General features: G+C 46.5%; 18 protein-coding genes. 6 read left to right on the top strand and 12 right to left on the bottom strand.

What is annotated here, in order from left to right; genetic code table 11:
• Position 1: 1 nt before the first annotated feature.
• Genes HZF10_RS04205 through rnpA form a run of 3 tightly spaced genes read right to left on the bottom strand, consistent with a single transcriptional unit; the run spans position 2 to position 2,953 of the window.
• Complete coding sequence (locus HZF10_RS04205; RefSeq protein WP_176004936.1) at positions 2-1,639, bottom strand: S41 family peptidase; 1,638 nt, start codon at positions 1,637-1,639, stop codon at positions 2-4.
• A 3-nt stretch (positions 1,640-1,642) separates the two neighbouring features.
• Positions 1,643-2,512, bottom strand: coding sequence for a DUF4349 domain-containing protein (locus tag HZF10_RS04200; protein WP_176004935.1), 870 nt, complete (start codon positions 2,510-2,512; stop codon positions 1,643-1,645).
• A gap of 60 nt (positions 2,513-2,572) precedes the next feature.
• Positions 2,573-2,953: a ribonuclease P protein component gene (rnpA, locus tag HZF10_RS04195; protein WP_176004934.1), complete on the bottom strand. Its 381-nt coding sequence runs from the start codon at positions 2,951-2,953 to the stop codon at positions 2,573-2,575.
• Positions 2,954-3,200: 247 nt separating this feature from the next.
• On the opposite strand from rnpA, the gene HZF10_RS04190 reads away from it, so the two are divergent.
• On the top strand, positions 3,201-3,452 hold the full coding sequence (locus HZF10_RS04190) for a hypothetical protein (protein WP_176004933.1): 252 nt from the start codon (positions 3,201-3,203) through the stop codon (positions 3,450-3,452).
• 380 nt (positions 3,453-3,832) lie between these two features.
• On the opposite strand, the gene HZF10_RS04185 is transcribed toward HZF10_RS04190, so the two are convergent.
• From HZF10_RS04185 to HZF10_RS04165, 5 genes are all read right to left on the bottom strand, one after another.
• Positions 3,833-5,074 (bottom strand): WG repeat-containing protein, encoded by a 1,242-nt coding sequence (locus HZF10_RS04185; protein WP_176004932.1) that lies wholly within the window; start codon positions 5,072-5,074, stop codon positions 3,833-3,835.
• Positions 5,075-5,116: 42 nt separating this feature from the next.
• Positions 5,117-6,154 (bottom strand): patatin-like phospholipase family protein, encoded by a 1,038-nt coding sequence (locus tag HZF10_RS04180; protein ID WP_176004931.1) that lies wholly within the window; start codon positions 6,152-6,154, stop codon positions 5,117-5,119.
• 138 nt (positions 6,155-6,292) lie between these two features.
• Positions 6,293-6,601, bottom strand: a complete 309-nt coding sequence (locus HZF10_RS04175; protein WP_176004930.1) for a hypothetical protein — start codon at positions 6,599-6,601, stop codon at positions 6,293-6,295.
• The gene (locus tag HZF10_RS04170) at positions 6,598-8,886 is read right to left on the bottom strand and encodes a zincin-like metallopeptidase toxin domain-containing protein (protein ID WP_176004929.1); all 2,289 of its coding nucleotides are present in this window, start codon (positions 8,884-8,886) and stop codon (positions 6,598-6,600) included. Before HZF10_RS04170 ends, HZF10_RS04175 begins: the two co-directional genes overlap by 4 nt.
• Before the next feature lie 48 nt (positions 8,887-8,934).
• Positions 8,935-12,561, bottom strand: coding sequence for a hypothetical protein (locus HZF10_RS04165; RefSeq protein WP_176004928.1), 3,627 nt, complete (start codon positions 12,559-12,561; stop codon positions 8,935-8,937).
• 305 nt (positions 12,562-12,866) lie between these two features.
• Here HZF10_RS04165 and HZF10_RS04160 point away from each other — a divergent pair, with 305 nt between their 5' ends.
• Positions 12,867-13,565, top strand: a complete 699-nt coding sequence (locus HZF10_RS04160) for a S24 family peptidase (protein WP_176004927.1) — start codon at positions 12,867-12,869, stop codon at positions 13,563-13,565.
• Here HZF10_RS04160 and HZF10_RS04155 read toward each other — a convergent pair whose 3' ends face one another.
• The 4 genes from HZF10_RS04155 to HZF10_RS04140 all read right to left on the bottom strand — a co-directional run bounded on the left by HZF10_RS04155 (position 13,566) and on the right by HZF10_RS04140 (position 18,807).
• Entirely contained in the window at positions 13,566-14,282 is a 717-nt protein-coding gene (locus HZF10_RS04155) for a hypothetical protein (protein ID WP_176004926.1), read from the bottom strand. It abuts the gene before it with no gap.
• Positions 14,283-14,334: 52 nt separating this feature from the next.
• Positions 14,335-16,200 (bottom strand): M1 family metallopeptidase, encoded by a 1,866-nt coding sequence (locus tag HZF10_RS04150; protein ID WP_176004925.1) that lies wholly within the window; start codon positions 16,198-16,200, stop codon positions 14,335-14,337.
• A 60-nt stretch (positions 16,201-16,260) separates the two neighbouring features.
• Positions 16,261-17,862, bottom strand: coding sequence for a S8 family peptidase (locus HZF10_RS04145; RefSeq protein ID WP_176004924.1), 1,602 nt, complete (start codon positions 17,860-17,862; stop codon positions 16,261-16,263).
• 87 nt (positions 17,863-17,949) lie between these two features.
• Positions 17,950-18,807, bottom strand: a complete 858-nt coding sequence (locus HZF10_RS04140; RefSeq protein ID WP_176004923.1) for an MBL fold metallo-hydrolase — start codon at positions 18,805-18,807, stop codon at positions 17,950-17,952.
• A 202-nt stretch (positions 18,808-19,009) separates the two neighbouring features.
• Here HZF10_RS04140 and HZF10_RS04135 point away from each other — a divergent pair, with 202 nt between their 5' ends.
• Genes HZF10_RS04135 through sufC form a run of 4 tightly spaced genes read left to right on the top strand, consistent with a single transcriptional unit; the run spans position 19,010 to position 22,008 of the window.
• Positions 19,010-19,339, top strand: a complete 330-nt coding sequence (locus HZF10_RS04135; protein WP_176004922.1) for a HesB/IscA family protein — start codon at positions 19,010-19,012, stop codon at positions 19,337-19,339.
• 37 nt (positions 19,340-19,376) lie between these two features.
• Entirely contained in the window at positions 19,377-20,825 is a 1,449-nt protein-coding gene (sufB, locus tag HZF10_RS04130) for a Fe-S cluster assembly protein SufB (protein ID WP_176004921.1), read from the top strand.
• A gap of 35 nt (positions 20,826-20,860) precedes the next feature.
• Complete coding sequence (locus HZF10_RS04125) at positions 20,861-21,211, top strand: four helix bundle protein (protein WP_176004920.1); 351 nt, start codon at positions 20,861-20,863, stop codon at positions 21,209-21,211.
• Positions 21,212-21,261: 50 nt separating this feature from the next.
• On the top strand, positions 21,262-22,008 hold the full coding sequence (gene sufC / locus HZF10_RS04120) for a Fe-S cluster assembly ATPase SufC (protein ID WP_176004919.1): 747 nt from the start codon (positions 21,262-21,264) through the stop codon (positions 22,006-22,008).
• Position 22,009: the final 1 nt, after the last annotated feature.

Here is a 22,009-nt window from a genome sequence, read left to right as displayed (position 1 = left end):
TTTAGATTTTAAGTATCTTGTTATATTCGGCCGGCGCGTTCAAGATCGTCACGGCTTTCTTGATTTCTGAATTGTTCTTGGTGTAAAATTGGTACAAACCTTCCTTGTACTGATAGCGTTTGATGGCCTCGTCGCGGATAAGGTCTTTGATTTCTTTCTGATTCTGCGTGATTTGCGCGTCCTCGCTTCTTTGCAAAGCCGACAGCAACGATTGGTATTCGGCCGTGATCGCGGCATCGACTTTCTCCTTTTTGGCGGCTTCGAGCGTTTTTTTGAGTGCGACTTCGGTGTCGGTGTCGAAAGAGAAATTCGTGCGTTTCAAATAAGCTTTGAACTCGGCGAAATCGGCATCGGAAATCGCCGGGACGGTCTTGTCATTGCCCGGATGTTTGTAATAATACTCGGTCACGTAGTTGAAAATCCCGTCGTTGCGTACCAAAGCGTCCGAAATCGGGCTGGTTTTGGTTTCCGAAAGTTCGACGTCGGGCATGATCCCGCCACCGTCGTAAACCGTACGGCCTTTGCGCGTCTTGAACGCATTGTATTTGGCGGCCTCGGTGCGGATGGCTTTCCCGTCCTTGTCACGGTGCGCGTAATCGAGCGCCTGGATGCATCGGCCCGAAGGCGTGTAATAACGCGAAATCGTGATTTTCAACTGGGTTCCGTAAGTCAAGTCGATGGGACGTTGCACAAGCCCTTTTCCGAAACTTCTGCTTCCGACGATTACCGCACGATCCAAATCCTGCAAAGCGCCGGCCACGATTTCTGAAGCCGATGCCGATTTTCCGTCGACCAAAACCACAAGCGGGATTTCGGCATCGATCGGATCGCGCATCGTCTTGTACGTATTGTTGTGTTTTTCGAGTTTCGATTTCGTCGTCACGATGGTTTCGCCTTTGGGAACGAACAAGTTGCAGATGTTCACCGCTTCGGCCAAAAGTCCGCCCGGATTGCCTCTCAGGTCGAGAACGATGCGTTCGGCACCGTCGCGTTTGAGTTGTTCGAGCGCTTCTTTGGTTTCCATCGACGCGCGTTTGTTGAACTGCGAAAGCACGATATATCCGGTTTTGTCGTCGATTTTAGAGAAAAACGGTACGGCTTTGAGCTCGACCTCATCGAGAACCAGTTGTGTCGTCATGATTTTGCCCTGACGTTTGTACTTGAGTTCGATTTTGGTGTTTTTCGCGCCTTTGAGCAATTGTCCGGCGTCTTCCTTGAAATCCTCGAGGTTCACGTCGCCGATCTGGATGATTTCGTCTCCGGCTTTTAGTCCGGCCTTGTCCGCAGGATAATTTTTATACGGCTCTTTTACGATCAAAACGCCGTCTTTTCGCGTAATCAAAGCGCCGATTCCTGTGTACTCGCCCGTGTTGTTGATTTTGAATTTTACTACGTCGGCTTCGTTGAAGTAAACCGTATACGGATCCAAATCGGCGAGCATGTTCTTGATCGCGTGATCCATAAGTTCGCCCGGATTCGTTTCGTCGACATAGTTTTCGTTGACGGCCTTGAACAATTCGGTGAAAATCTCGATTTGTTTGGCGACTTCGAAAAAATCCTCCCTAAAACTCGCGCCGACGAACAAAAGCCCCGCGCCGACTGCCGGAAGGATATATCTCTTTTTGAGGAAAGTGTACATGATTCAATTCTTTTGCCTCCTTCTCCATCTCTTGCGGAAGAACACGATGAGGGCGACTAAAATAATAATAAAAGGCCACATTTCGAGCAGCCATATAAAGAAATCAAGTACGGCGTTCACACCCGATTTGAGTGCGTTCCCGATTTTGCTTCCGAACGGCACCGACGCACTTTCTTTTTGCGGCATGTTTTTGTAGAACGTGATCGTGAACGAACTCATGTCGACCTGAGTTTGCAGGTAATTCAAGCGTGCCTGCTTGGATTCGATCTCTTCGCGGATTTCTGAAAGTTTCTCTTCGATTTCGAGCATTTCCGAAACCTTGTTCGCTTTTTTGAGCAACTCCAAATAACGGTTTTCGAGCGCTTTTTGGGTTTTGACGCGCGATTCGTTGTCGATGTATTCGTCAGTTACATCTTCGGAAGAGATGTTTTTTTCGTCGAAATAATCTACGCCGTCGGAAACATCCTTCAGGAAATTGTCGAAATCTTTAGAAGGGATGCGCACCTGAATCATACGCGAAACCTCTGAATATTCCTTGGCTTCACGATCGTTTTGCAGATAACCGCCGTATTTCTTGACCGAGGCGATGATGCGGTCGTTGGTCTTTGCGAGGTCGTCGCACTGGAATTTCAAATCGGCCGAGCGGATGATTTTCTGCTCGGTCTTGTTTACGACAGGCTGGACGAATTTGACGGCATCGATCCGCATAGTAGAAGCGGCCATTTTCGGAGCATCCTCGTCTTTCGATTTGTAATCGGCGTATTTCGAGGCGGCGGGCAAGCTGACTGCCGCAACCGTTTCGTCTGATACCGCTTCTTGTTTATTGCAGGAGACGATGGCGCCCAAAATAAAAGTGTAAAAGATTGTTCTCATATTCGTCTGGTTTTGTGATAGAACGAAAACAATCGTACGAAAAGTATGGCAACCGAAATGTTATTCGGGTTTGGGCAGGTCGCGCGCGTTGAATTTCTCGAAAAGCTGGATGGTTTTGTATTGGATCTGTTCCGACGTCAGGCGTTCGTTCGATTGATACAGCAACATGAACGCATGCGGTTTTTCCAGTTTTTCAACAAGGATGTGCTTGTTCAACCGATAGGCCTCGCGAAGACAGCGCTTGAAGTAATTGCGGTCGTGCGCCCTTTTGAAATACCGCTTGGAAACGGAAACGCCGAGTTGCAAGATTTCGGTTTCGGACGGATTTTGGACATAAACCAACCTCAACGGGAACTTCGACACCGATTTTCCACTGGTGAAAAGCAGCTCGATGGTTTTTCGGCTTTTGAGTTTTTCGGATTTCGGATAGGTGAAGGCCATGTCGCGCAAAAGTACGAAGTCTGGATTATATGTTTTCTACAAGATTTTCGGGGAAATTGGTCTCGGATTCCACAAATTCCACAGTTTGAAAAAAAGGCTTATCGGAAATGGTATTTACCAGGATAGTTTCAAATTTGTTGATTATTAATGATTTAGGTACATTTGTCTGGCATCGGATTCCAAATCGCGACATTCGGCATCAAACTTGCCAAATCAACGGCATAACAACAACAAATAATCGACAGTCATGAAAAAATTACTTTTCTGCGCGATGCTTCTGACCGGAGCACTCGTATCGGCCCAAGAAACCAAAAAAGAAACGAAGAAAGAAACCAAAACCGAAACCACTACCAAGACTCCTGAGGCCACCAAAACCGAGAAGAAAGAAGTGAAATCGGAAACGGCTACGCCAGCAACACCGGCAACTCCAGCTACCCCAGCCAAATCGGAAGCCACAACGGCAGAACCAAAAAAAGAGCCGACTCCTGTTACCAAATAAGGAATGTGTGACAACCAATTCTGAAAAATGCCCTTTTGTGACGCAACGAACTCAAGGGCGTTTTCTTTTCAGGAATCGACGATATGAAAATCATGTAATTCTTGATTAAAATGCTGAAACACAAACGCTAACCGAAACTGTAACTTTACATCATAGAAATTGGTTAGTTAAAAGATATAAGCGGATCCGCAGGTTGAAGAAACAACTGCTAAAAGAAAGCGGATAACTACTACAACTCAACACAACGACAACAAAGACCTGAGATCAAATTTCAGGCGCATTTCAGGGAAAAGCCGATTTTTCTTGGCATACCTGAAAAAGAAACCCTTCCAGAATATGACTTGGAAGGGTTTTTAGCTTTTTAGAATAATCCAACCTCATCACGGTTCGTAGAATACTTTGCCGTTGCTTGCCATGTAAAAATGTGAACCGTCGGTTTTGGTTATAAGAATGATTACGAGTCCGTTATCGCGATTGGCTTCGATCGCTTCGGCTACGTCGTCTACATCGGCTTGCGCCGGATTTTTATAATAATTCATCAGAAAACGCGTCGTTTTCCCTTTTCGCGCCATGACAGCTTGGTCGCCGGTCAAGATTTCGTCGTATACGATAGGAAGTATTTCTGCAGATTCGCTGCGAAGCCCGAATTTTCCGTTTTTCATAACGATGAATTGAGCGGGTTCGTTCCATCTTTCGCATACGAAGACATTGTCATAAATGGGTTCGACGAGCACTTTGTGTTGGCCGTTTGCCGTTTTGACGACCCCGAATTCATGTGTTTTGATGTTTACGATGCGCTTGAAATCCGCGAAACAATAGCCGTCAAAAGTGTATTTTTTCTTTTCGGGCGATTTGAATTCTCCCGCATCGGCGCTACAATTTCTCAAAAACGATTTTGCATTTTCCTTGTAGGCGACACTCGCGTGGACTGACGTCGAACCGTAAAGGCCGCGATTGGTGTTTTTCTCGGTAGGCGTGAATTCTACGGGTATCGGCTTGAAATAGAGGTCGAGCGCGAAATACTTTTTGGATTTGTCGCGGATCAGGAAACTTTGCACGAGCTTACCCAGTTTTTTATCGTATTCCTTTACGGTTTCGTAAGAGATGTGTTGGATGTCGTACTGTTTCGGGATGATGTATTCGCCCGATCGCAAATCGATGATGCCGCTCGAAAACGGTTCATTTCCTTCTACGACAAGGATCTCGATTTGGTTGCCTTCGCGCGAATGTTCGCCGTGGACGTCTTTTTGGTTCTCGGCTAACATTTTGCCTTTCATGTCGATGTAGGAATCACCGCCTCCTTTCTTGGATAACAAATAACCGTTGTAATGGCGATATGCATTGTCGTATTCTGCGGGAACGAACTCTTTAGCGGGCGTTTCTGGATTCGATGAAAACAGTATGCCGGCTTTTTCGTTGCGGTAAAAGACCGCGCGTTTCCAATGCTCGGTCCTTCCGACGCTATCGTAAATCACCTCGCTTAACAATTTTCCGGTTTTTGGGTCGGCGTAACCCCATTTTTCACCTTTGCGATACGGAACGGCGTCTTCGATGAGGTTTTCCTGGGCGAAAGACGTAAACGAAACGGCCAGTGTCGTAAAAAGAAGGATAAAATTGCGCATACTCTATTTTGGTTGAGCCAAATATAGAAATACGTTCGGGAATTATTGATTCTTGATCAGTTTGCGCGCTATCTCGCTTAAAGTCTCTCGGTTTTTGTCGACGAACACAAGTCCGGTCTGGATCAATTCGTAAATGTTTTTTGCGCTGACGTTGTCCATTTCGGGAGATGCTTTCCCGAGTTGAGGCACCAATCGATAGTAATTCTGGCGGTTTCGTTTGCCCAACGATTCGTACATTTTGAGCAAGTGATAGTCTACCGTTTCGGCATTTGCGGAAAGTAAAATGTCGATCAGTGGTGCGATCCATCGGATTTTCCCGGCGTTTTCAAATTTTTCGAACGAATACGGCTTGAGCACTTCGCCTGTGCCGATAGAGACCAATAACATGTCGTTAATACTTGGAAAATCGGGTTTTTCCTCATCTGCCAAAATCGTTGAGAACCGAATTTTTCTGGCTTCGGCATATGCACATAACGCCGGATTGTTCGCAAAAACACCTCCGTCAATCAGCGTGAATTCCTGCCCGTAAAGCGATTTGATTCTTGCAGGCTCGAAATAAGTGGGTGCGGCCGATGTAGCGCGACAAACGTCTTTTACGAAAAAATTCTCGAGCGAAATGTTGGCTTCGTGACTCGAAAAGAATTTCGCCTTGCGGTCGAAAATGTCGTAAGACGTTATTAGACAGGGTTTTGTAAAATCTTTCAATTCAAGGTTTCCGAAAACTTCGTCGAGACGTTTTTCAAGATTGCGCTTGGAAATTTTTTCGTTGAACAATCCGAAAATGTTGAGTGTGTGTTCCCAAAACGAGACGTTGAAAATAGTCTCACCGTTTTTCGCGTACAAATCCAAAGCTTCCTGAACCGAAAAGCGAGCTTTGCCTTCTTTTCCTGGAAACAGTAAAATTGAGGCGAGTAAACCGCCTGTGCTGCTTCCGGCAACCAAGTCGAAATAATCGCCTAATTTTGCTTCTGGATGATCGAAGCGTTGAATTTGTTCTTCTATGTATTTTAGGATTACGCAGGTTATGATACCGCGAATCCCGCCTCCGTCGAGCGATAAGATGCGTATTTTCTTTTTCATGATTTCCTTAGATTTGGTATTCAAATATAAGAAAATAATCTAAATAATACAAGAAAATAATCAAATCAAATCAAGCGTTTTTTGACATAAAAAAACCGCTCTTCTTTTCAAGAGCGGCTTTAAACTAAGCGGCGTCGATCAAGCGGCCGATTTTTTATAAGTGCCGTCTTCTCGTTTTTCGATTTCAAAAACTGCCGTATTCGAATTTTGGTAGTGCAAAGGCTCTCCGGATTCGTCGGCAATCGCCAAAAAATCGACCTGTCCGAAAGCGTTTCTGATGGTAACCAGCCAGCTAGGCGTTATTTTGTCTTTGTCCTGTCCGCGAAGCGGTTTGTAGTCGGGAATAAATTTGGCCTGCTCAACCTTGTCGAAATCGAGAGCCTTCGGGTCGAGATCGGTGATTATCTTTTTTGCAAGCGCAATCACTTGTTCTTCAGTTCTTTTCATAATCCTTTTACCGTTATTAGTTTTTTATTATTTGAAAGCATGAACGAGTTGATGTAATTCAAGCTGTCAATCAATTCTTCTTTCGTCCAAAGATGGCGATTTTTTAAGATTTGTTCCCACACGTACGTCTCTTTTGCGAGATCGGTCAAATCGGAATATCTCTCTTTTGCCATTTTCCAATGGTTGAAATGCGCCAGTTCGTGAAACGCAACGATTTCGGTGGCATCCGACCGCAAAAAGAACTGTTTGGTCACGGCATTGAAACCGCCCGGATATCCTTTCGAACGCATGTAGAACCACATATCCTTGAATTTCTTGGTTTTGGCTCCTTCTACGATGAGTTCGACACCGTGTTCGGACAAGATCTTGCGCAATCGCCTTAACTGCTGCACAGACAATAATTTACCGCCCAAATTGCCGACGGTTGTTTTGCGGTTCATCCAATCCATGTCTTCGGGTGTCAAATCGGCTTCGGACGCAAGTTCTTTTTTACGGCTGTCATACGCTTTCTTAGCAGAGGCCGAAAGCCGTAAAACCGTGTAGATATAGGTGAAGTAGTTGTAGTATTTCACGAATTCGGGATGCTTTCGTTCGATTTCGGGCACCGAATTCACCACAACACCTCCAACACCAACCACGATATCGGTGACGCCCAATACTGCGGCCGCGACGCTTCCTGCCCTTACGGCCGACACGATGCCTCCAACACCGGTAAAGCAAAGCGCTATTTGAAATGCGATGTTCAAAGTAGTCAACCACGAGTTTTTGGTATCGTCCTTGAACAAGCAATACGCCATACATGCGGGCATCAGGTAGGTTTCGCCCGCTACGAAATCTTTTTCTGCGAACGTAAAGTCGGCGACCGGTACGATGACCACCAAATCAAGCGGTTTGTATTGCCGTTCGGGCGTGAGCGAAGTCGGGAAGGTATCCGTACCTTCTTCAATGAGCGCACGTATCGGGCTCGTTTCGTCCAAAAGTGAAAGCAAACGGTTCGTCTTGATCTCGAATGTGATTTTTTTGTTCTCGTCGTCAAAGCCTTCCTTGTTGTGCGTTCCGAACAAATTGGTGTTCAAATACAATCCGTGGCCTTCCTCGATATAAGTGTTCACGAGGCTTTCTTTGTCGGCGATGCTTTCCATGAAAGTATTTCCGATCAAATACGCCAGTTGATTGAAGCAATCGAAATAAGAAAGTGACAGTAATTGGTAAAGTTTCTCATCGGCCTCGAGAGATTTTATGATCGCCAAACGTTCGGCTTGATTGCAATAATAAAACAATACCAGAACGATGTCGCCGTCCGAAAGATCGGAATTGATCGAAGCCCGGGATGTAATCCGCTCGTCGGCGTCCACGAACAGCAGGATCAATTTTTCGCGTTGCTTTTTACTGAGTTTCAGGAACGGATAATGTATCAGGAAACGCATCGAGCTGTTTTTTGCCGCAAAAAAGCGGTTCACGTGATCCACGAGTTCCTCGGCCGTTTTGAAGTCGCCGTTCTTGAATTTTTCGGTGGCATTATCCGAGGCCTTCAGCTGTTTGTATAACCGCTGAAGGTCATCGAGTGAAAACGGGCTGTTGTCGGCATACAGATAGTTGTTCCGCCAAGGGTTGCTGGCCTCTTCGGCAATGGCGCTTACGGTCGCACTGGCCTCGATGCTCATCTGTTGCGTAAGATCGAGGATTTTTGCTACGAGTTCAAGACTTTTCGGGTCGTTCGGCTTTTCGAGATTGTTGTACAACTGATTGACGTGTAGGGCATAGGTTTGACGCCGCTCTTGAGGAACGTTCGCCAATATGAAAGTACCGTCTTGAATTTCTTTTTGGAAAGCCTTGAAAATCTCATCGGCCGTAAACGCGAAAGTTTTATCGTTTTTGCGGCAAAAAGCATGAATTATCCGGATGGTTTCGTTAAGGCCCGCCGATGTCTTGTCTTTCAGATAGTAAAAAAGCTTACTTCCAAGGCATACAAAAAGTGCGTCTTTACGGCCAGAAATGTAGTGCAGTTGACAGCCCATCGGATCGACATCGAAACGGCTTTTCAGATAACCTTTGGATGCTGAAACCATGTCGTTGTAATCGTATCTGCCTACGTAAATCACGATTTTTCCGGGATCGGGATCCACATCGGGCTCGTTCGGTGACAGGGCGGCAACACCGGGAGAACCTTCATGGGACGGCTCTAAAAGATCGGCAGAAGAGTCGTCTGGAAACAAATTCTCGAACAGTGCGCCGTCGTTTGAGGACTGCCAATCGAACCCATTGTTTTGGTTTATGAAAGTCATAAGATTAGAGTTTAAAAACGCGGAGAAGTTGCCTCCTCCGCGCTGTGGTTATTCTGCTATATTTAAAGCGTCTTTGATTTCTTCGATATCTTCCTGTATGGCTGTGATACTTTCCTGTATCGCCTCCTGATCTTCTACGACATTGCCTAAAGAGACATTGTCGCTTTGTGAAATCGGATTTGTCGAAATCGGATCGCCGTTCGAATCGAGTACCGGATGGCCGTCCGAATCGAATTGTCGGTAATCTTTGCAGTCGTCGTCACAAGGCAGACCTTCAACGTTGAGACCGATGGTTCCGGCCTGGATTACGGTAAGCGATGTCGGAACTCGTGTTTCCCATTCGCCTTCCACAGCACCTTCGGGCTGACGAATTTCCTCTATAATAGACAAGAACAACGGATCGTCTATGGTCGGGACTTGACCTCCGTTCCAGATTTGGCCTGTCGCCATATACCAGTTCACGACTTCTTCGAATCCCGGGCGAACGGTTACGATCACGCGCGCCATTCCGCTTTGCAGGAATGATCGGAACAAAGGATCGTCGTTCTGCTCGAGGTATTTCTCCTGCCACTTGTCCTTTTGCGACCAATAGAACGGGTAGAAATGATAGCTCATCAAATCCCACTCAAAGGCCTGCTCGAAGAACTTGACGGTAGCCGCATAGGTTTCCAATTTGGCATCGTCGTACGTGGCGCGGATATCTTTTAGCAAGGTTCCGGTAACGAAAGGCGTTTTGCCCAACGCGTCGTGGCTTACCATGTATTCGATACAGTTCTTGCGCAACACGGTGTTCTCGATTTGTCTGTAGAACATCGGGTTCAATCGGATTTTTTGATCGCGCAAGGCCATGAGTTCTGCGTACTTGGCATTGTATTGGTCAAGTTTTGTCTGGTAGGCGTCGATGATCGCATTGAAAGCTTCCATCTGCCATTGCTCTTTGGTTTGAGCGGTCGGCGCACAGAATGCGGTAACGTTCAAGGTTACGGGTTCGGCATCGCTGACCATGATCGACACCGGAAGCGCCGTTCCGATATACTTGGTGAGCGGGTAGTTCGAAACCTCTACTCTTGCCCCTTTGTAGGTGTTGTTGAAATCGTATTTCTGCGTGAAAGTACCTACGTTGACAACCATGAAGGTATGGGCGTCAGATCCGCTGCCTTCCATGACGAAACCGCCGGTTGCCGAAAATTTCGTGCATTCGTATCCGTCTTCGATGTCGACTTTGAACGAATAGCCGTTCTTGTGCATCGTGTGTACGCCATCACGGTCGTTGACGGTTCCGAATTCCTTCGAGAAAGACTTTTCTTTTGGCGGAGCGGCCACTTCGGCATTATAGGCTTGAGCCCAGTATTTATAACGGCTTTCGAAGTTGTCTCCGAGCTCAAGTTTAAGCGTTCCTGAACCTTCGCGCGGATCGATCGGCTTGATAAGATCGCCGTCCTTGTCTGAATTCTCGACCGCCTTGTTGTGGAAGAAAGCCGGTTCAGGGATCATGAATTCATACATCAAACGCTTTCCGTAATTGAGGATGCGGTTGCGGTACACTTTATCGACCCAACGGAACACGCCCGAAACGTGCTTGTCTCCTTTGCGGTTGTCGAAACCGTGTTTGTTGTTTTCCTCGAATTCCTCGATGATTTTGCTCACGCGTTCTTCCTTGACTTTCGTGACCACGCGCTCCAAAGCTCTTTCGGTGAGTTCTTTGGCGTGTGTGATGGCCTGGCTGTCTGAGACTTCGGATGAAGTGTTGTTCGCAAAATCGGCACCGGCTTGAAGCCCGTATTTCGTACCGGTATCCCATTCGGCACTGAACGAGGCATGTGCGCCTATCGAAGTGTCTTCGGCAATTACCGAGGCGACTTCCTGGTTCATTTCGAAACGGTCGGTCGAGGTGGTATCGGTGAGTTTTTCGGTTTCCTTTTCGGTAGACGAGGTCGTGGTGTTTTCGGTACGGCGCATTCTTCGGGTGGCCTTTTCTTTGTACTCGCGGGCCATGACGTTCTCGATATGGGAAACTTCACCCGGAACGTAGCAGCACACTTCTTGCTCTACCTTGCGGTAATCAGCGATTCCAAGTCGTTTGATTCCAAAACCCGACGGAATGTAATCGGCTGCGGGAACATTTTCATCACCTTCTTCGGGATGTTGGCCTTCGTCCAAAAGCAATTCACGAGTATAAGTTCCGGAACCGTTCGAGGTGCAGAAATTGAGGAACATGATGTCTTTGATCTTTACGATAGCACTTCCTTGGAAATGTAGCAAAGAGTTGTCACTGAGCATCAGGTCTCCTTCGAGCGTGAATGATGCCTTTCCGGCAACATTGAGTTTTTCAAGGAAGATCGTAACCTGCAATTTCCCATCTAAACGATTTTGGTTGAAAGAAGTGCCGATTACCGGTGTTGTTTGTCCGTTGAAAATTACCGAATAGGTATTGGCAGGTGCATTGATGACTGTCGGAGCGACATTGTCGAACAACAATGCAAGAGAATGCAATCCATTACGGCTTGATCCCGTGATCGTAAAATTTTGGGAACCATTAGCGGCGCCAATTCGCGATTGCGATCCCGTTGGGAGAACCACACCGCCCGTTGTGGCAAGACGTTGCTGCAACGGTGTGCGGGCGAACAATTGTTGTGTTGCGGTATCCACTTGCTGCTTCAGGTAATTTTGGATGTCGTCGAGCGATTCGAATCCGTTTTCGTCGGAAACTTCGGAAAGCTCCAGGATTTGGCTCTCAGACAGGATTCCGCTCGTTTCCAGGAATTCGATTTGTGAATTCGGGGTGTAACTGAACGTCGGCAAAACCAAACCGACATATTCGACTACCACAGAAGTCGCTCCTGTAACAGGATCAGTGACCACGCGTTCGACCTTTTCGGCCTGGGCATATGCTTGCTGAACTTGGCCATTATAAGCGTCGTAGGTTTTTTTATAACGACCAGCTTCCGATTTGTCGTAAAGTGCCTGAACACGCTCGATGGATTTGCTAAGGGCGATGTTTTCATCGATTTGCGAAGACAGGATGATGTTTTTCGAATCGCTTTCCAAAATGGCTTTCGCTTCATGTGATGTTTTCTTGACACCTTTCTGATCGCCAGAAACCAACGCAAGATCAAAAAGTCCTTTCGGCATTACGATACGTGCTTGCGCAAGTTTTTGCATGCTTTTGTCTGTTCTTTCTACTTGATCGAACGTCTTCAGAAAAAAGTCGGCCGTCAGCACAGACAGGATCCCGTCTCTTACATAAGGTGATTTCGACGTGATGATTTGGTAAAAAAGGTTGTCCCAAAGGTGTACATATAAAGAGCCTTCTTGTTGCGAAAGCACCTTCATCGATGGATGGGCCGCAATTTGTTTTGCCACTTCATCGAACTTCAATTTGGTGCGGTTTACGGTAAGCCAAATTGCAAAGTCATAAAGTGGTCCGCATTCTTCCGCAATTTTTTGTTTAAGGTTCTCACGAGAGGCAATTCCTTGGAAGGCTCTGGCATGCTCATTCAGGCGATCACGGCGATCTCTTCCGATAGTGTTACCAATACCTGCAATGAAGCTGCTGTGCGCCCACAAATTTTCGGGAAGTTCGACAAATGACTTTACGATGTCCTTTTTTTCTAAAAGTTCCGGTGCACGCATGGTGACGAATCGGAACAAAGTATTTTTTAACTCTGTACTCATTTTGTAAAATTTTAAAGTAATAGATTATTTTCTGTCAAACCGTAGGTGGAAGTAGTAAATCACAGCTTGTTTTCCGGACAACCAGCGTGATTTTTAGTCCTAAAGATTAACAATACAAATATATAAGAATATAATCTACTAAACAAATAAAATAGAAGATTTTTTTCTTCTTTTCTGATTTTTTTAATACCTTTTTTTGTAACCTTTTGATTCTTATTCTCTATGCCTGGACTATTTTATGTAGATATTCAACAAAAATCTTTTATATTCGATTTTTTTCTTAATTTAGCAGAAAAATAACGATCATGGTTTCCGAAAGAGTAGGTCAGTACATCGAAAAGAAAGGCATCAGCTATTATGCATTTGAAAATAGTCTTGGCGCGAGCCGCGGAAGTATCTCAAAAGCCGTCAAGGAAGGAAAAAGCATAGGTTCGAACGTGCTCGAGAACATCATGGGTATTTATACCGACCTAAATCCGAATTGGCTGCTTACGGGACACGGTGAAATGTTTATCGGCAGTGCCGACGCATCGGTTTCAAGAGAAGTACAGACATTCCGGCTTAAAACCGACAATTCTTTAGAGCAGCAACAAATTCCGCTTTACGATATCGAGGCATTCGCCGGATTGGTGCCTTTGTTCCAAAACGCCAAATCGAAAGACCCGATCGACCACATCTCGATCCCGCGCCTGCCGAAATGCGACGGCGCTGTGTATGTAACCGGCGACAGTATGTATCCATTGCTAAAAAGCGGCGATATCGTGTTGTATAAAGAGGTTCGCGACATCCGCAACGAGATTTTTTGGGGAGAAATGTATTTGTTGAGCATCGAGACGAGCGAAGAGGAATATATTACCGTAAAATACATCCAAAAAGCCGAACGCGAAGGTTATGTGCGTTTGGTGAGCCAAAACCAGCACCATCAGGACAAAGACGTCGAACTGAGTAAAATAAAGGCACTTGCGCTGATCAAGGCAAGTATCAGGATCAATGCGATGCGCTGATCAATCGGCAGAATCGACATAAACCCGCATCACATCTTTCCCGACTTGAGAAAAAGTAAAATCCTTGCTTCCGCCTTGGTAAAGCATATAAATCCCGATCGAGTCTTTCCAGATTTTGTAATCGATGTCGATTAACGCATTTTCGTTGTTGTTGATGTGCAAAACCGTGTCTTTTTTGGGCAGGTTCGCGAGCCAATACGTCGCGTCTTCGAACTCTTTCGAAAGCGCATATTCAATGTAGGCTTGCTCGATCGTCTTGTTTTTGATGACGGCTTTTTCGGTGAAACCCATACCTTCTTCGGTGACTTCGGCAATTTTGGGCACTTCGATCTGGCACCATTCCACAAGGTCGTCGAAGAGTTTTTCGTTCAAGTGCATTTTCTTCGGATTTTCTGGATCGGCAGAAATGTCGAACAGTTCTTTAGACGACGGAATGAGTTTGAGCCAAGCGATCGTACTCTCGTTTTTCTGTTCGTTTTCGACTTCATTTTCAACATAAACCTGAATCGTGACGTTGTCGTCTTCTTCCGATTCGATGCGCACGAAAAACGTCTTGTAATCCGTTAGATCTAAGCCCGATTGCAGCGCGACCAATCTCAGCACTTTATCGCAATTATCCTGAGCTTCTTGCTCGGAAGGCGCGGGCGTTTCGTCGGTTTTTGTTTTTTGGCAGGAAACCAGCGCGATTGAAACGAAAAAGATGAGGAGTTTTTTCATGTCCGTAAATAAAAAAGCGGACCGAAGCCCGCTCTAAAATATAAAATCGAAATTACTTTTTCCACGAATTGTTCTCGGGTTTCACGTCGGCCATCAAGCCGCTCGGATCGATCTGTATCGATTTGATTTTGCCCGATTTCGTCGGAATCTTGAATTCGTAAGTAGGATACGCCCACGCCCAATCGCCTAAAACCGTGCGTTTCAAACTCGGATACGGGCTCGGTTTTTCGTAACTCATCATGCGAAGCGGAACGTAGAAATATTCTTTCGTGCCGTTTTCGAATTCTACGATGAGGTCGATCGGCATCGGCATCCTTCCGATTCTTTCTAGTGTTACCGACATGGCATCCGCGCTTTCGTTTACCGATTTGATGCTGTAGTCGATCGTGTTCGTGGTTTCGGTCCAATCGACCAAATACCAATCGAGCACCGCGCCCGAAACCTTTTCGGCTTCGCGCTTGATGTCGTTCGGCGTCGGATGCTTGAATTTGAAATCGGCGTAATAGCGTTTGACGGCTTTCATGAGGTTTTCGCGACCGATCACGTAAATCAGTTGCGACAGGAAAATTTCGCCTTTGCTGTACGAAGTGATGCTGTACACGCGATTCTGGTCGAAACGGTCGGCGTGCGTCGATTGCGGCTGCTCGAATCCGGAATTGGCCATCGATAAATAACCGCGATACGCGCCAAACCAAGGATTGTCGGCTTTCTTCTCGGCGATTTCATTGAGCCCGTAATCTTCGAGGAAAGATGTGAATCCTTCGTCCATCCAGCCGTGTTTGCTTTCGTTCGAAGCTAGGACATGCTGGAACCACGAATGTGCCATCTCGTGGGCCGTAACGCCCAAAAGGCCGTCGAATTTGCCCGTTCCGAGGATAAGTGTACACATGGCATATTCCATTCCGCCATCGCCGCCCTGGATCACGCTATATTGCTTGTATGGGTAGTTGCCGACGGTTTTGTTGTAAATGTCCATCAATTGTGCCGTCGCGGGCTGCAATTTCTTCCAGTTTTCGTTTATTGCAGCATCGTTAAGCCACAAAAAATGCAGTTTCACGCCGTTCGGTCCGTCGTAGACATCGTGGTTGTAGTTCGGATCGGCGGCCCAGGTGAAATCGTGCACCATAGGCGCGACGAAATGCCAAGTAAGGGTTTTGGCTTTTTTAGGATAAGTCACGGTAACGCCCTTGTCTTCATAACCGTGACCGATTTCGTTCGGATTCTGAAGATAACCCGTTCCACCCAAAACGTAAGTCTTGTCGATCGTGATCTTCACGTCGAAATCGCCCCAGACGCCGTGGAATTCTCGTGCGATGTAAGGATCGGTGTGCCAGCCTTCGAAGTCGTATTCGGCTAGTTTCGGATACCATTGCGCCATCGAAAGGTCGACGCCTTCCGAATTGTTTCGTCCGGAACGACGGATTTGTACAGGAACTTGTCCTTCGAAATCGAGCGTAAAAGTCGATTTGGAATTCGGAAGGATTGGTTTTGCGAGCGTCACTTCGAGGATCGTCCCGACGGTTTTCGCATCCGCGGAAGCGCCGTCCTGCTTGAAATTGTTGATTTTCAGATATCCGATCTCGTCGGGCTTCAAAGCGGCGATGCGACTTTTTACGATGTCCTTGCCGTCTGCGCCTTTGGTTTTGGTAACCATGCGCCCGTCTGGATCTTTGATGGCCTGGAGTCGGGCGTCCATCTCGCTTCCGGGCTGGAACGCGTTGTTGTACAGATGATAGAACACGCGCTTCAGCGTATCGGGCGAATTATTCGTGTATTCCAAAGATTGCGAGCCTTTGTATTTGTAGGTTTTCACGTCCATGGAAACATCCATCTTGTAATTGACGTGCTGTTGCCAGTAACCGTTTTGCGCTTGGGCCGAAATGCAGCCGAACAACGCCAGAAGGATAAATTTTTTCATATCACCAAAAATAAAAAAAACGGAAGGGTTACTTCCGTTTTCAATCAAAAAGGGTTTGGATTAGTTTTTTGATAACTGTTCTGCCATGATCAAAGCGTTGTAAGCGTTGACCATTTTGCCCGAAACGCTCGCATTCGTGAACGGACGCTTTTCTTCTTTTTCGCCCAAAGTCACCTCGATGCTTACCGGCACTCCGGAATCCATGATGATTTTCTTGACCTGAGCAGCCGAAAGTTTCGGATAATACGAACGGATCAAAGCCGCTACACCAGCCGCGTTAGGCGCTGCCATAGAAGTTCCTTGTTCGTATTTGTATTTGTTGTTCGGAACCGTTGCGTAGATTTTGGATCCGGGAGAAAAAATATCGACGTTCTTGCTTCCGTAGTTCGAGAAATTCGCGACGAGGTTTTGTCCGTACGTGTTGTTCAAAGCACCGATCGTCAAGACGTTGTCGGCAATTTCGGAAACACCGTTGTTGTCTGTGTCGTTCGGCCAGTTCGCGTTTTCGGCATCGTCAAGGTCGTGTCCGTCGTTTCCGGCCGCGTGAACGATCAGAACATCTTTGCTCGCAGCGTATTTGATCGCGTCGAAAACCCATTGTTTGTGAGGTGAATAGCTTTTCCCGAAACTTCCGTTGATGACTTTAGCGCCGTTGTCTACCGCGTAACGGATCGCCAAAGCGACGTCTTTATCGTACTCGTCACCGTTCGGAACGGCACGCACCGACATGATTTCGGCAGTCGTAGCGACACCGTCTCCGCCTTTTCCGTTACCGCGGACTTGCGCGATGATACCGGCTACGTGCGTCCCGTGCATCGAATCTTCTTTGTTCGGAGCGTAAACGCGGTTGTTTCCGTAGTTTTTGTCGTTGATGTCTTCCGGGTTGTCGCCTACGATTTTGCGTCCGTCGAATTCGAGGTTGAGGTTGTAGTTCAACTGGTCTGAAACCTGGTTTTTGTAATCGTTCAAATCGTCGTTGAAACCTGGCCCGACTTGTTGGATCACGCTCATCATGACCATTTTGCTGCGGCTCACGTTAGGATCGGTCGTATTCAAAGCCTTGAGTTCGTCAAGCGTATAGTTGTCTTTTTTAAGCTGATCCTTGATTTGCTGGTTTGCGGCGAAAATGAAATCGACTTGTTGCTTTCCGGCAAGGGCTTGTTGGTATTCCTCGTCGTAAGCGGCTTTCATTTTCTTGTATTCGGCCGAACCGTCGTCGCCTTTCTTCAGGATACGCGTCAATTCGAGGTTTTCGTCGTTCGCGTCGCCAAGGAAATTCCATCCGTGGATGTCGTCGATATAACCGTTCTTGTCGTCGTCGATCCCGTTTCCGGCGATTTCTTTCGGATTCGTCCAGATCATACCTTTCAAGTCTTCATGATCGATATCGACACCCGAATCGATGACGCCGACCACGACTTTCTGGCCTTTTTTGTTTTTGAGGATTTCGGCATAAGCGCGATCTACGCTCATTCCCGGAATCGAATCCTTAACAGGGTCAAGGTCGCTCCAGCGCTGCAAAGCCGGTTCTTTAAGGGTTGCTTTTTTGGCTACGATCGTAGATGAGGCAGTAATCGGGGCGACAGCGGTTTTAGATGCGCCACATCCCGTCAACATGGCCGCGATCAATGCCGTCGCGACGTAAGGAGTGTATAATCTCATTTCTAATTCAGTTTATTTTGAGTAAAAATTGGTCTAAAAGTATTGGGTTTCGTTACAGTGAACGGGTCGATTAACAGAAACTTGTGATTAAAAAATATCGTCGCAAGTGAACGTTTCCTTCAGTCGGATGCCGCGTTCGGTCTGCTCTACGGTTATGATTTGGTTGTGCGCGTCATGTTCCAGAACGATGTAAAAGTCTTTTTGTAACGCATCGGTCAGAAACTTGTTCTTTTCGGGCATCGTGAGCAGTGGACGCGTGTCGTAACCCATCACGTAATTCACGGGAATATGTCCCGCGGTCGGAATCAAATCGGCCGCATACGCAATGGTTTTCCCGTTGTAATTGATGTAGGGAATCATCATTTTTTCGGTGTGTCCGTTCACGTAATAAATGCCGAAACCCAGTTCAGAAGATTGCTGGAAATCCGAATCTGGATTTTGGATGAAATGAAGCTGGCCGCTTTCCTGCATCGGCAATAAATTCTCTTGCAAGAACGACGCTTTTTCACGCGCATTGGGCTTCGTCGCCCATTCCCAATGGTTTTCGTTCGTCCAGAATTTCGCGTTTTTGAAAGCCGGCTCGTAACCTGTTTTGTCTTTGTTCCATTGGATCGATCCGCCGCAATGGTCAAAATGCAGGTGCGTCATGAAAACGTCGGTGATGTCGTCTTTCGAAAACCCGTGTCTGGCGAGGGATTTTTCGATGGAATGATCGCCCCAAAGCGAATAATAGCCGAAGAATTTCTCGGATTGCTTGTCGCCCATTCCCGTATCGATCAAAATCAACCGGTTTCCGTCCTCGATCAAAAGACAACGCGCGGCAATGTCGATGAGATTGTTGGAATCGGCGGGATTGGTCTTGTTCCAGATGGTTTTTGGGACAACGCCGAACATCGCGCCTCCGTCGAGTTTGAAATTTCCGGCTTCTATCGGATACAATTTCATATTTCGGAAAAATTTTGCAGAAGTGAGTCGCAAATGTAACGAATCGAAAACGATAAGCCAACCCGAGGCAAAGCCGAATTGAGCGAAGCTAAACCATTGCCGAATTCTATCGCCGGATTAGTTATAAAAATGTTGGCGCATGCGGCAAAAAGTTCGTTTTGCACTATCTTTGCGCATTAATTTAGACAAAATCTACTTTATCATGATCAAAGTTTCTGATACAGCGCGAACTAAACTAGTTCAATTGATGACGGAAGAAGGATTTGACGCGGCCAAGGACTATGTTCGAGTAGGCGTGAAAAGCGGCGGATGCTCAGGGCTTGAATACGTTTTGAAGTTCGACAATGCGCTTGGCGAAACCGACAAGGTTTTCGAAGACAACGACGTGCGCGTCGCCGTCGAGAAAAAGTCGTTTTTGTACCTGGCTGGGACTACGCTTGAATTCTCGGGCGGACTCAACGGAAAAGGTTTCATCTTCAACAACCCGAACGCGAGCCGTACTTGCGGTTGCGGCGAAAGCTTCTCGCTTTAATGTTTTGAGCCGAAAGGCTTGTTAACCAAGACTTTATATGTCAAAATATACAGAAGACGACCTCAAGGTCGAACTCGAAAACAAAGAATACGAATACGGATTTTATACCGATATAGAATCCGAGACGTTTCCCGTCGGCCTCAACGAAGACATCGTGCGCGCGATTTCCAAAAAGAAGGAAGAGCCCGAATGGATGACCGAATGGCGACTCGAAGCGTTTCGTGCGTGGAGTGAAATGACCGAGCCTACGTGGGCGAACGTGCATTACACCAAACCTGATTTCCAGGCGATTTCGTATTATTCAGCACCTAAGAAAAAAGATAAATACGCCTCTTTGGATGAGGTTGATCCGGAACTTTTGGAGACGTTCAAAAAACTCGGGATTTCGATAGACGAACAAAAGAAATTGGCCGGAGTTGCGATGGACATCGTCGTCGATTCGGTTTCGGTCGCGACGACTTTCAAGAAGACGCTCGCCGAAAAAGGCATCATTTTCTGTTCGATTTCCGAGGCGATCAAGGAACATCCGGAATTGGTGCAGAAATATCTCGGCACGGTCGTTCCGCAGAAAGATAACTTTTACGCGGCTTTGAACTCGGCGGTTTTTTCCGACGGTTCGTTCTGCTACATCCCGAAAGGCGTGCGTTGCCCGATGGAATTGTCTACCTATTTCCGAATCAACCAAGCCGGAACGGGCCAATTCGAAAGAACGCTCGTCATCGCAGACGAAGAAAGCTACGTATCTTACCTCGAAGGTTGTACCGCGCCAAGCCGTGACGAAAACCAATTGCACGCGGCCGTTGTCGAGCTTATCGCTTTAGACGGAGCCGAAATCAAATATTCGACCGTACAAAACTGGTTTCCTGGAAACAAAGACGGTCAAGGCGGCGTGTTCAACTTCGTGACCAAACGCGGATTGTGCGAGAAAAATGCGAAAATTTCGTGGACACAAGTCGAAACGGGTTCTGCCGTGACGTGGAAATATCCTTCATGTGTTTTGAAAGGTGACAATTCGGTCGGTGAATTCTACTCGATCGCCGTGACGAACAATTTCCAGCAAGCCGATACGGGAACGAAAATGATCCATTTGGGCAAAAACACCAAATCCACGATCATTTCGAAAGGTATTTCGGCCGGAAAATCGCAAAACAGTTACCGCGGATTGGTACAGATTTCATCGAGAGCCGAAAACGCACGCAACTTCTCCCAATGCGACTCGCTTCTGATGGGAAACAATTGCGGCGCGCATACGTTCCCGTACATAGAATCTAAAAATCCATCGGCTAAAATCGAGCACGAGGCGACGACTTCGAAAATCGGTGAAGACCAGGTATTTTATTGCAACCAACGCGGGATTCCGACGGAAAAGGCAATCGCTTTGATCGTAAACGGATTCTCGAAAGAGGTTTTGAACAAACTCCCGATGGAATTCGCTGTCGAGGCTCAAAAACTGCTTGAAATTTCACTCGAAGGTTCGGTTGGATAATTAATTTGAAAATGAGGTAATTTGGAAATTTGAAAATGGAGAACAAGGACAACATCATCGTCAATTTGACATTTCAGTTTGCCCTTGACATAATCAAATACACCGAAGAACTTCAAGAAAATAAAAAATTTGTCATTGCGAATCAGCTTTTAAAGTCAGGAACTTCTATAGGCGCGAATATCCGAGAAGCCCAAAACGCTGAAAGCAAAGCCGATTTTATACACAAGTTCAAAATTTCGGCTAAAGAGATTGAACAAACGTTTTACTGGTTAGAGCTTTGTAAGTTTTCGGATAATAATTTTCCATCGGTGGAAAGCCTAATCAATCAATTGGAAAACATATCAAGAATAGTAAATAAGATAATTATAACATCGAAAAATAAGTGATTTGGACGGAAGCGAATTTCCAAATTTCCAAATTTTCAAATTCCAAATTCATGCTAGAAGTAAAAAATCTACACGCCAAAGTCGAAGACAAAGACATCCTCAAAGGAATCAATCTTTCTGTTAAAGCTGGCGAAGTACACGCTATAATGGGGCCGAACGGTTCCGGAAAATCGACGCTTTCTGCGGTAATCGCTGGAAACGAGCACTACGAAATGACCGAAGGCGAAATCATCCTCGACGGAGAAGACATCACCGAATTGGCACCCGAAGAACGCGCTCACAAAGGCGTTTTCCTTTCGTTCCAGTATCCGGTTGAGATTCCGGGCGTTTCGGTGACGAATTTCATGAAAACGGCGATCAACGAATCGAGAAAAGCGCAAGGCTTGGAAGAAATGCCGGCGAATGAGATGCTCAAATCGATCCGCGAGAAATCGGAACTTTTGGAAATCGACCGCAAATTCTTGTCGCGTTCTTTGAACGAAGGTTTTTCGGGCGGCGAAAAGAAAAGAAACGAGATTTTCCAGATGGCGATGCTCGAGCCGAAACTCGCGATTTTGGACGAGACCGATTCAGGCCTTGATATCGACGCGCTCAGAATCGTCGCGAATGGCGTGAACAAACTCAAGTCCGAAAACAACGCGATCATCGTCATCACGCACTACCAAAGACTTTTGGATTATATCGTGCCAGATTTCGTACACGTACTTTACAAAGGGAAAATCGTGAAATCGGGCGGGAAAGAACTCGCTTACGAGCTTGAGGAAAAAGGGTACGATTGGATTAAATCGGAGAACTAAA

It is taken from the genome of Flavobacterium agri (assembly GCF_013401995.1).
Lineage (GTDB): Bacteria > Bacteroidota > Bacteroidia > Flavobacteriales > Flavobacteriaceae > Flavobacterium > Flavobacterium agri.
Note: the sequence above shows the minus strand (reverse complement) of the source record. Positions and strands in the feature narration are given on the sequence as shown.

Bases quoted from the DNA above. Each gene is read 5' to 3' on its own strand.
- HZF10_RS04160 (WP_176004927.1), top strand. From the start codon at position 12,867: ATGGTTTCCGAAAGAGTAGGTCAGTACATCGAAAAGAAAGGCATCAGC.
- HZF10_RS04150 (WP_176004925.1), bottom strand. From the start codon at position 16,200: ATGAAAAAATTTATCCTTCTGGCGTTGTTCGGCTGCATTTCGGCCCAA.
- HZF10_RS04155 (WP_176004926.1), bottom strand. From the start codon at position 14,282: ATGAAAAAACTCCTCATCTTTTTCGTTTCAATCGCGCTGGTTTCCTGC.
- sufB (WP_176004921.1), top strand. From the start codon at position 19,377: ATGTCAAAATATACAGAAGACGACCTCAAGGTCGAACTCGAAAACAAA.
- HZF10_RS04190 (WP_176004933.1), top strand. From the start codon at position 3,201: ATGAAAAAATTACTTTTCTGCGCGATGCTTCTGACCGGAGCACTCGTA.
- HZF10_RS04180 (WP_176004931.1), bottom strand. From the start codon at position 6,154: ATGAAAAAGAAAATACGCATCTTATCGCTCGACGGAGGCGGGATTCGC.
- HZF10_RS04205 (WP_176004936.1), bottom strand. From the start codon at position 1,639: ATGTACACTTTCCTCAAAAAGAGATATATCCTTCCGGCAGTCGGCGCG.
- HZF10_RS04185 (WP_176004932.1), bottom strand. From the start codon at position 5,074: ATGCGCAATTTTATCCTTCTTTTTACGACACTGGCCGTTTCGTTTACG.
- HZF10_RS04140 (WP_176004923.1), bottom strand. From the start codon at position 18,807: ATGAAATTGTATCCGATAGAAGCCGGAAATTTCAAACTCGACGGAGGC.
- HZF10_RS04135 (WP_176004922.1), top strand. From the start codon at position 19,010: ATGATCAAAGTTTCTGATACAGCGCGAACTAAACTAGTTCAATTGATG.
- HZF10_RS04145 (WP_176004924.1), bottom strand. From the start codon at position 17,862: ATGAGATTATACACTCCTTACGTCGCGACGGCATTGATCGCGGCCATG.
- HZF10_RS04125 (WP_176004920.1), top strand. From the start codon at position 20,861: ATGGAGAACAAGGACAACATCATCGTCAATTTGACATTTCAGTTTGCC.
- HZF10_RS04175 (WP_176004930.1), bottom strand. From the start codon at position 6,601: ATGAAAAGAACTGAAGAACAAGTGATTGCGCTTGCAAAAAAGATAATC.
- sufC (WP_176004919.1), top strand. From the start codon at position 21,262: ATGCTAGAAGTAAAAAATCTACACGCCAAAGTCGAAGACAAAGACATC.
- HZF10_RS04170 (WP_176004929.1), bottom strand. From the start codon at position 8,886: ATGACTTTCATAAACCAAAACAATGGGTTCGATTGGCAGTCCTCAAAC.
- HZF10_RS04165 (WP_176004928.1), bottom strand. From the start codon at position 12,561: ATGAGTACAGAGTTAAAAAATACTTTGTTCCGATTCGTCACCATGCGT.
- rnpA (WP_176004934.1), bottom strand. From the start codon at position 2,953: ATGGCCTTCACCTATCCGAAATCCGAAAAACTCAAAAGCCGAAAAACC.
- HZF10_RS04200 (WP_176004935.1), bottom strand. From the start codon at position 2,512: ATGAGAACAATCTTTTACACTTTTATTTTGGGCGCCATCGTCTCCTGC.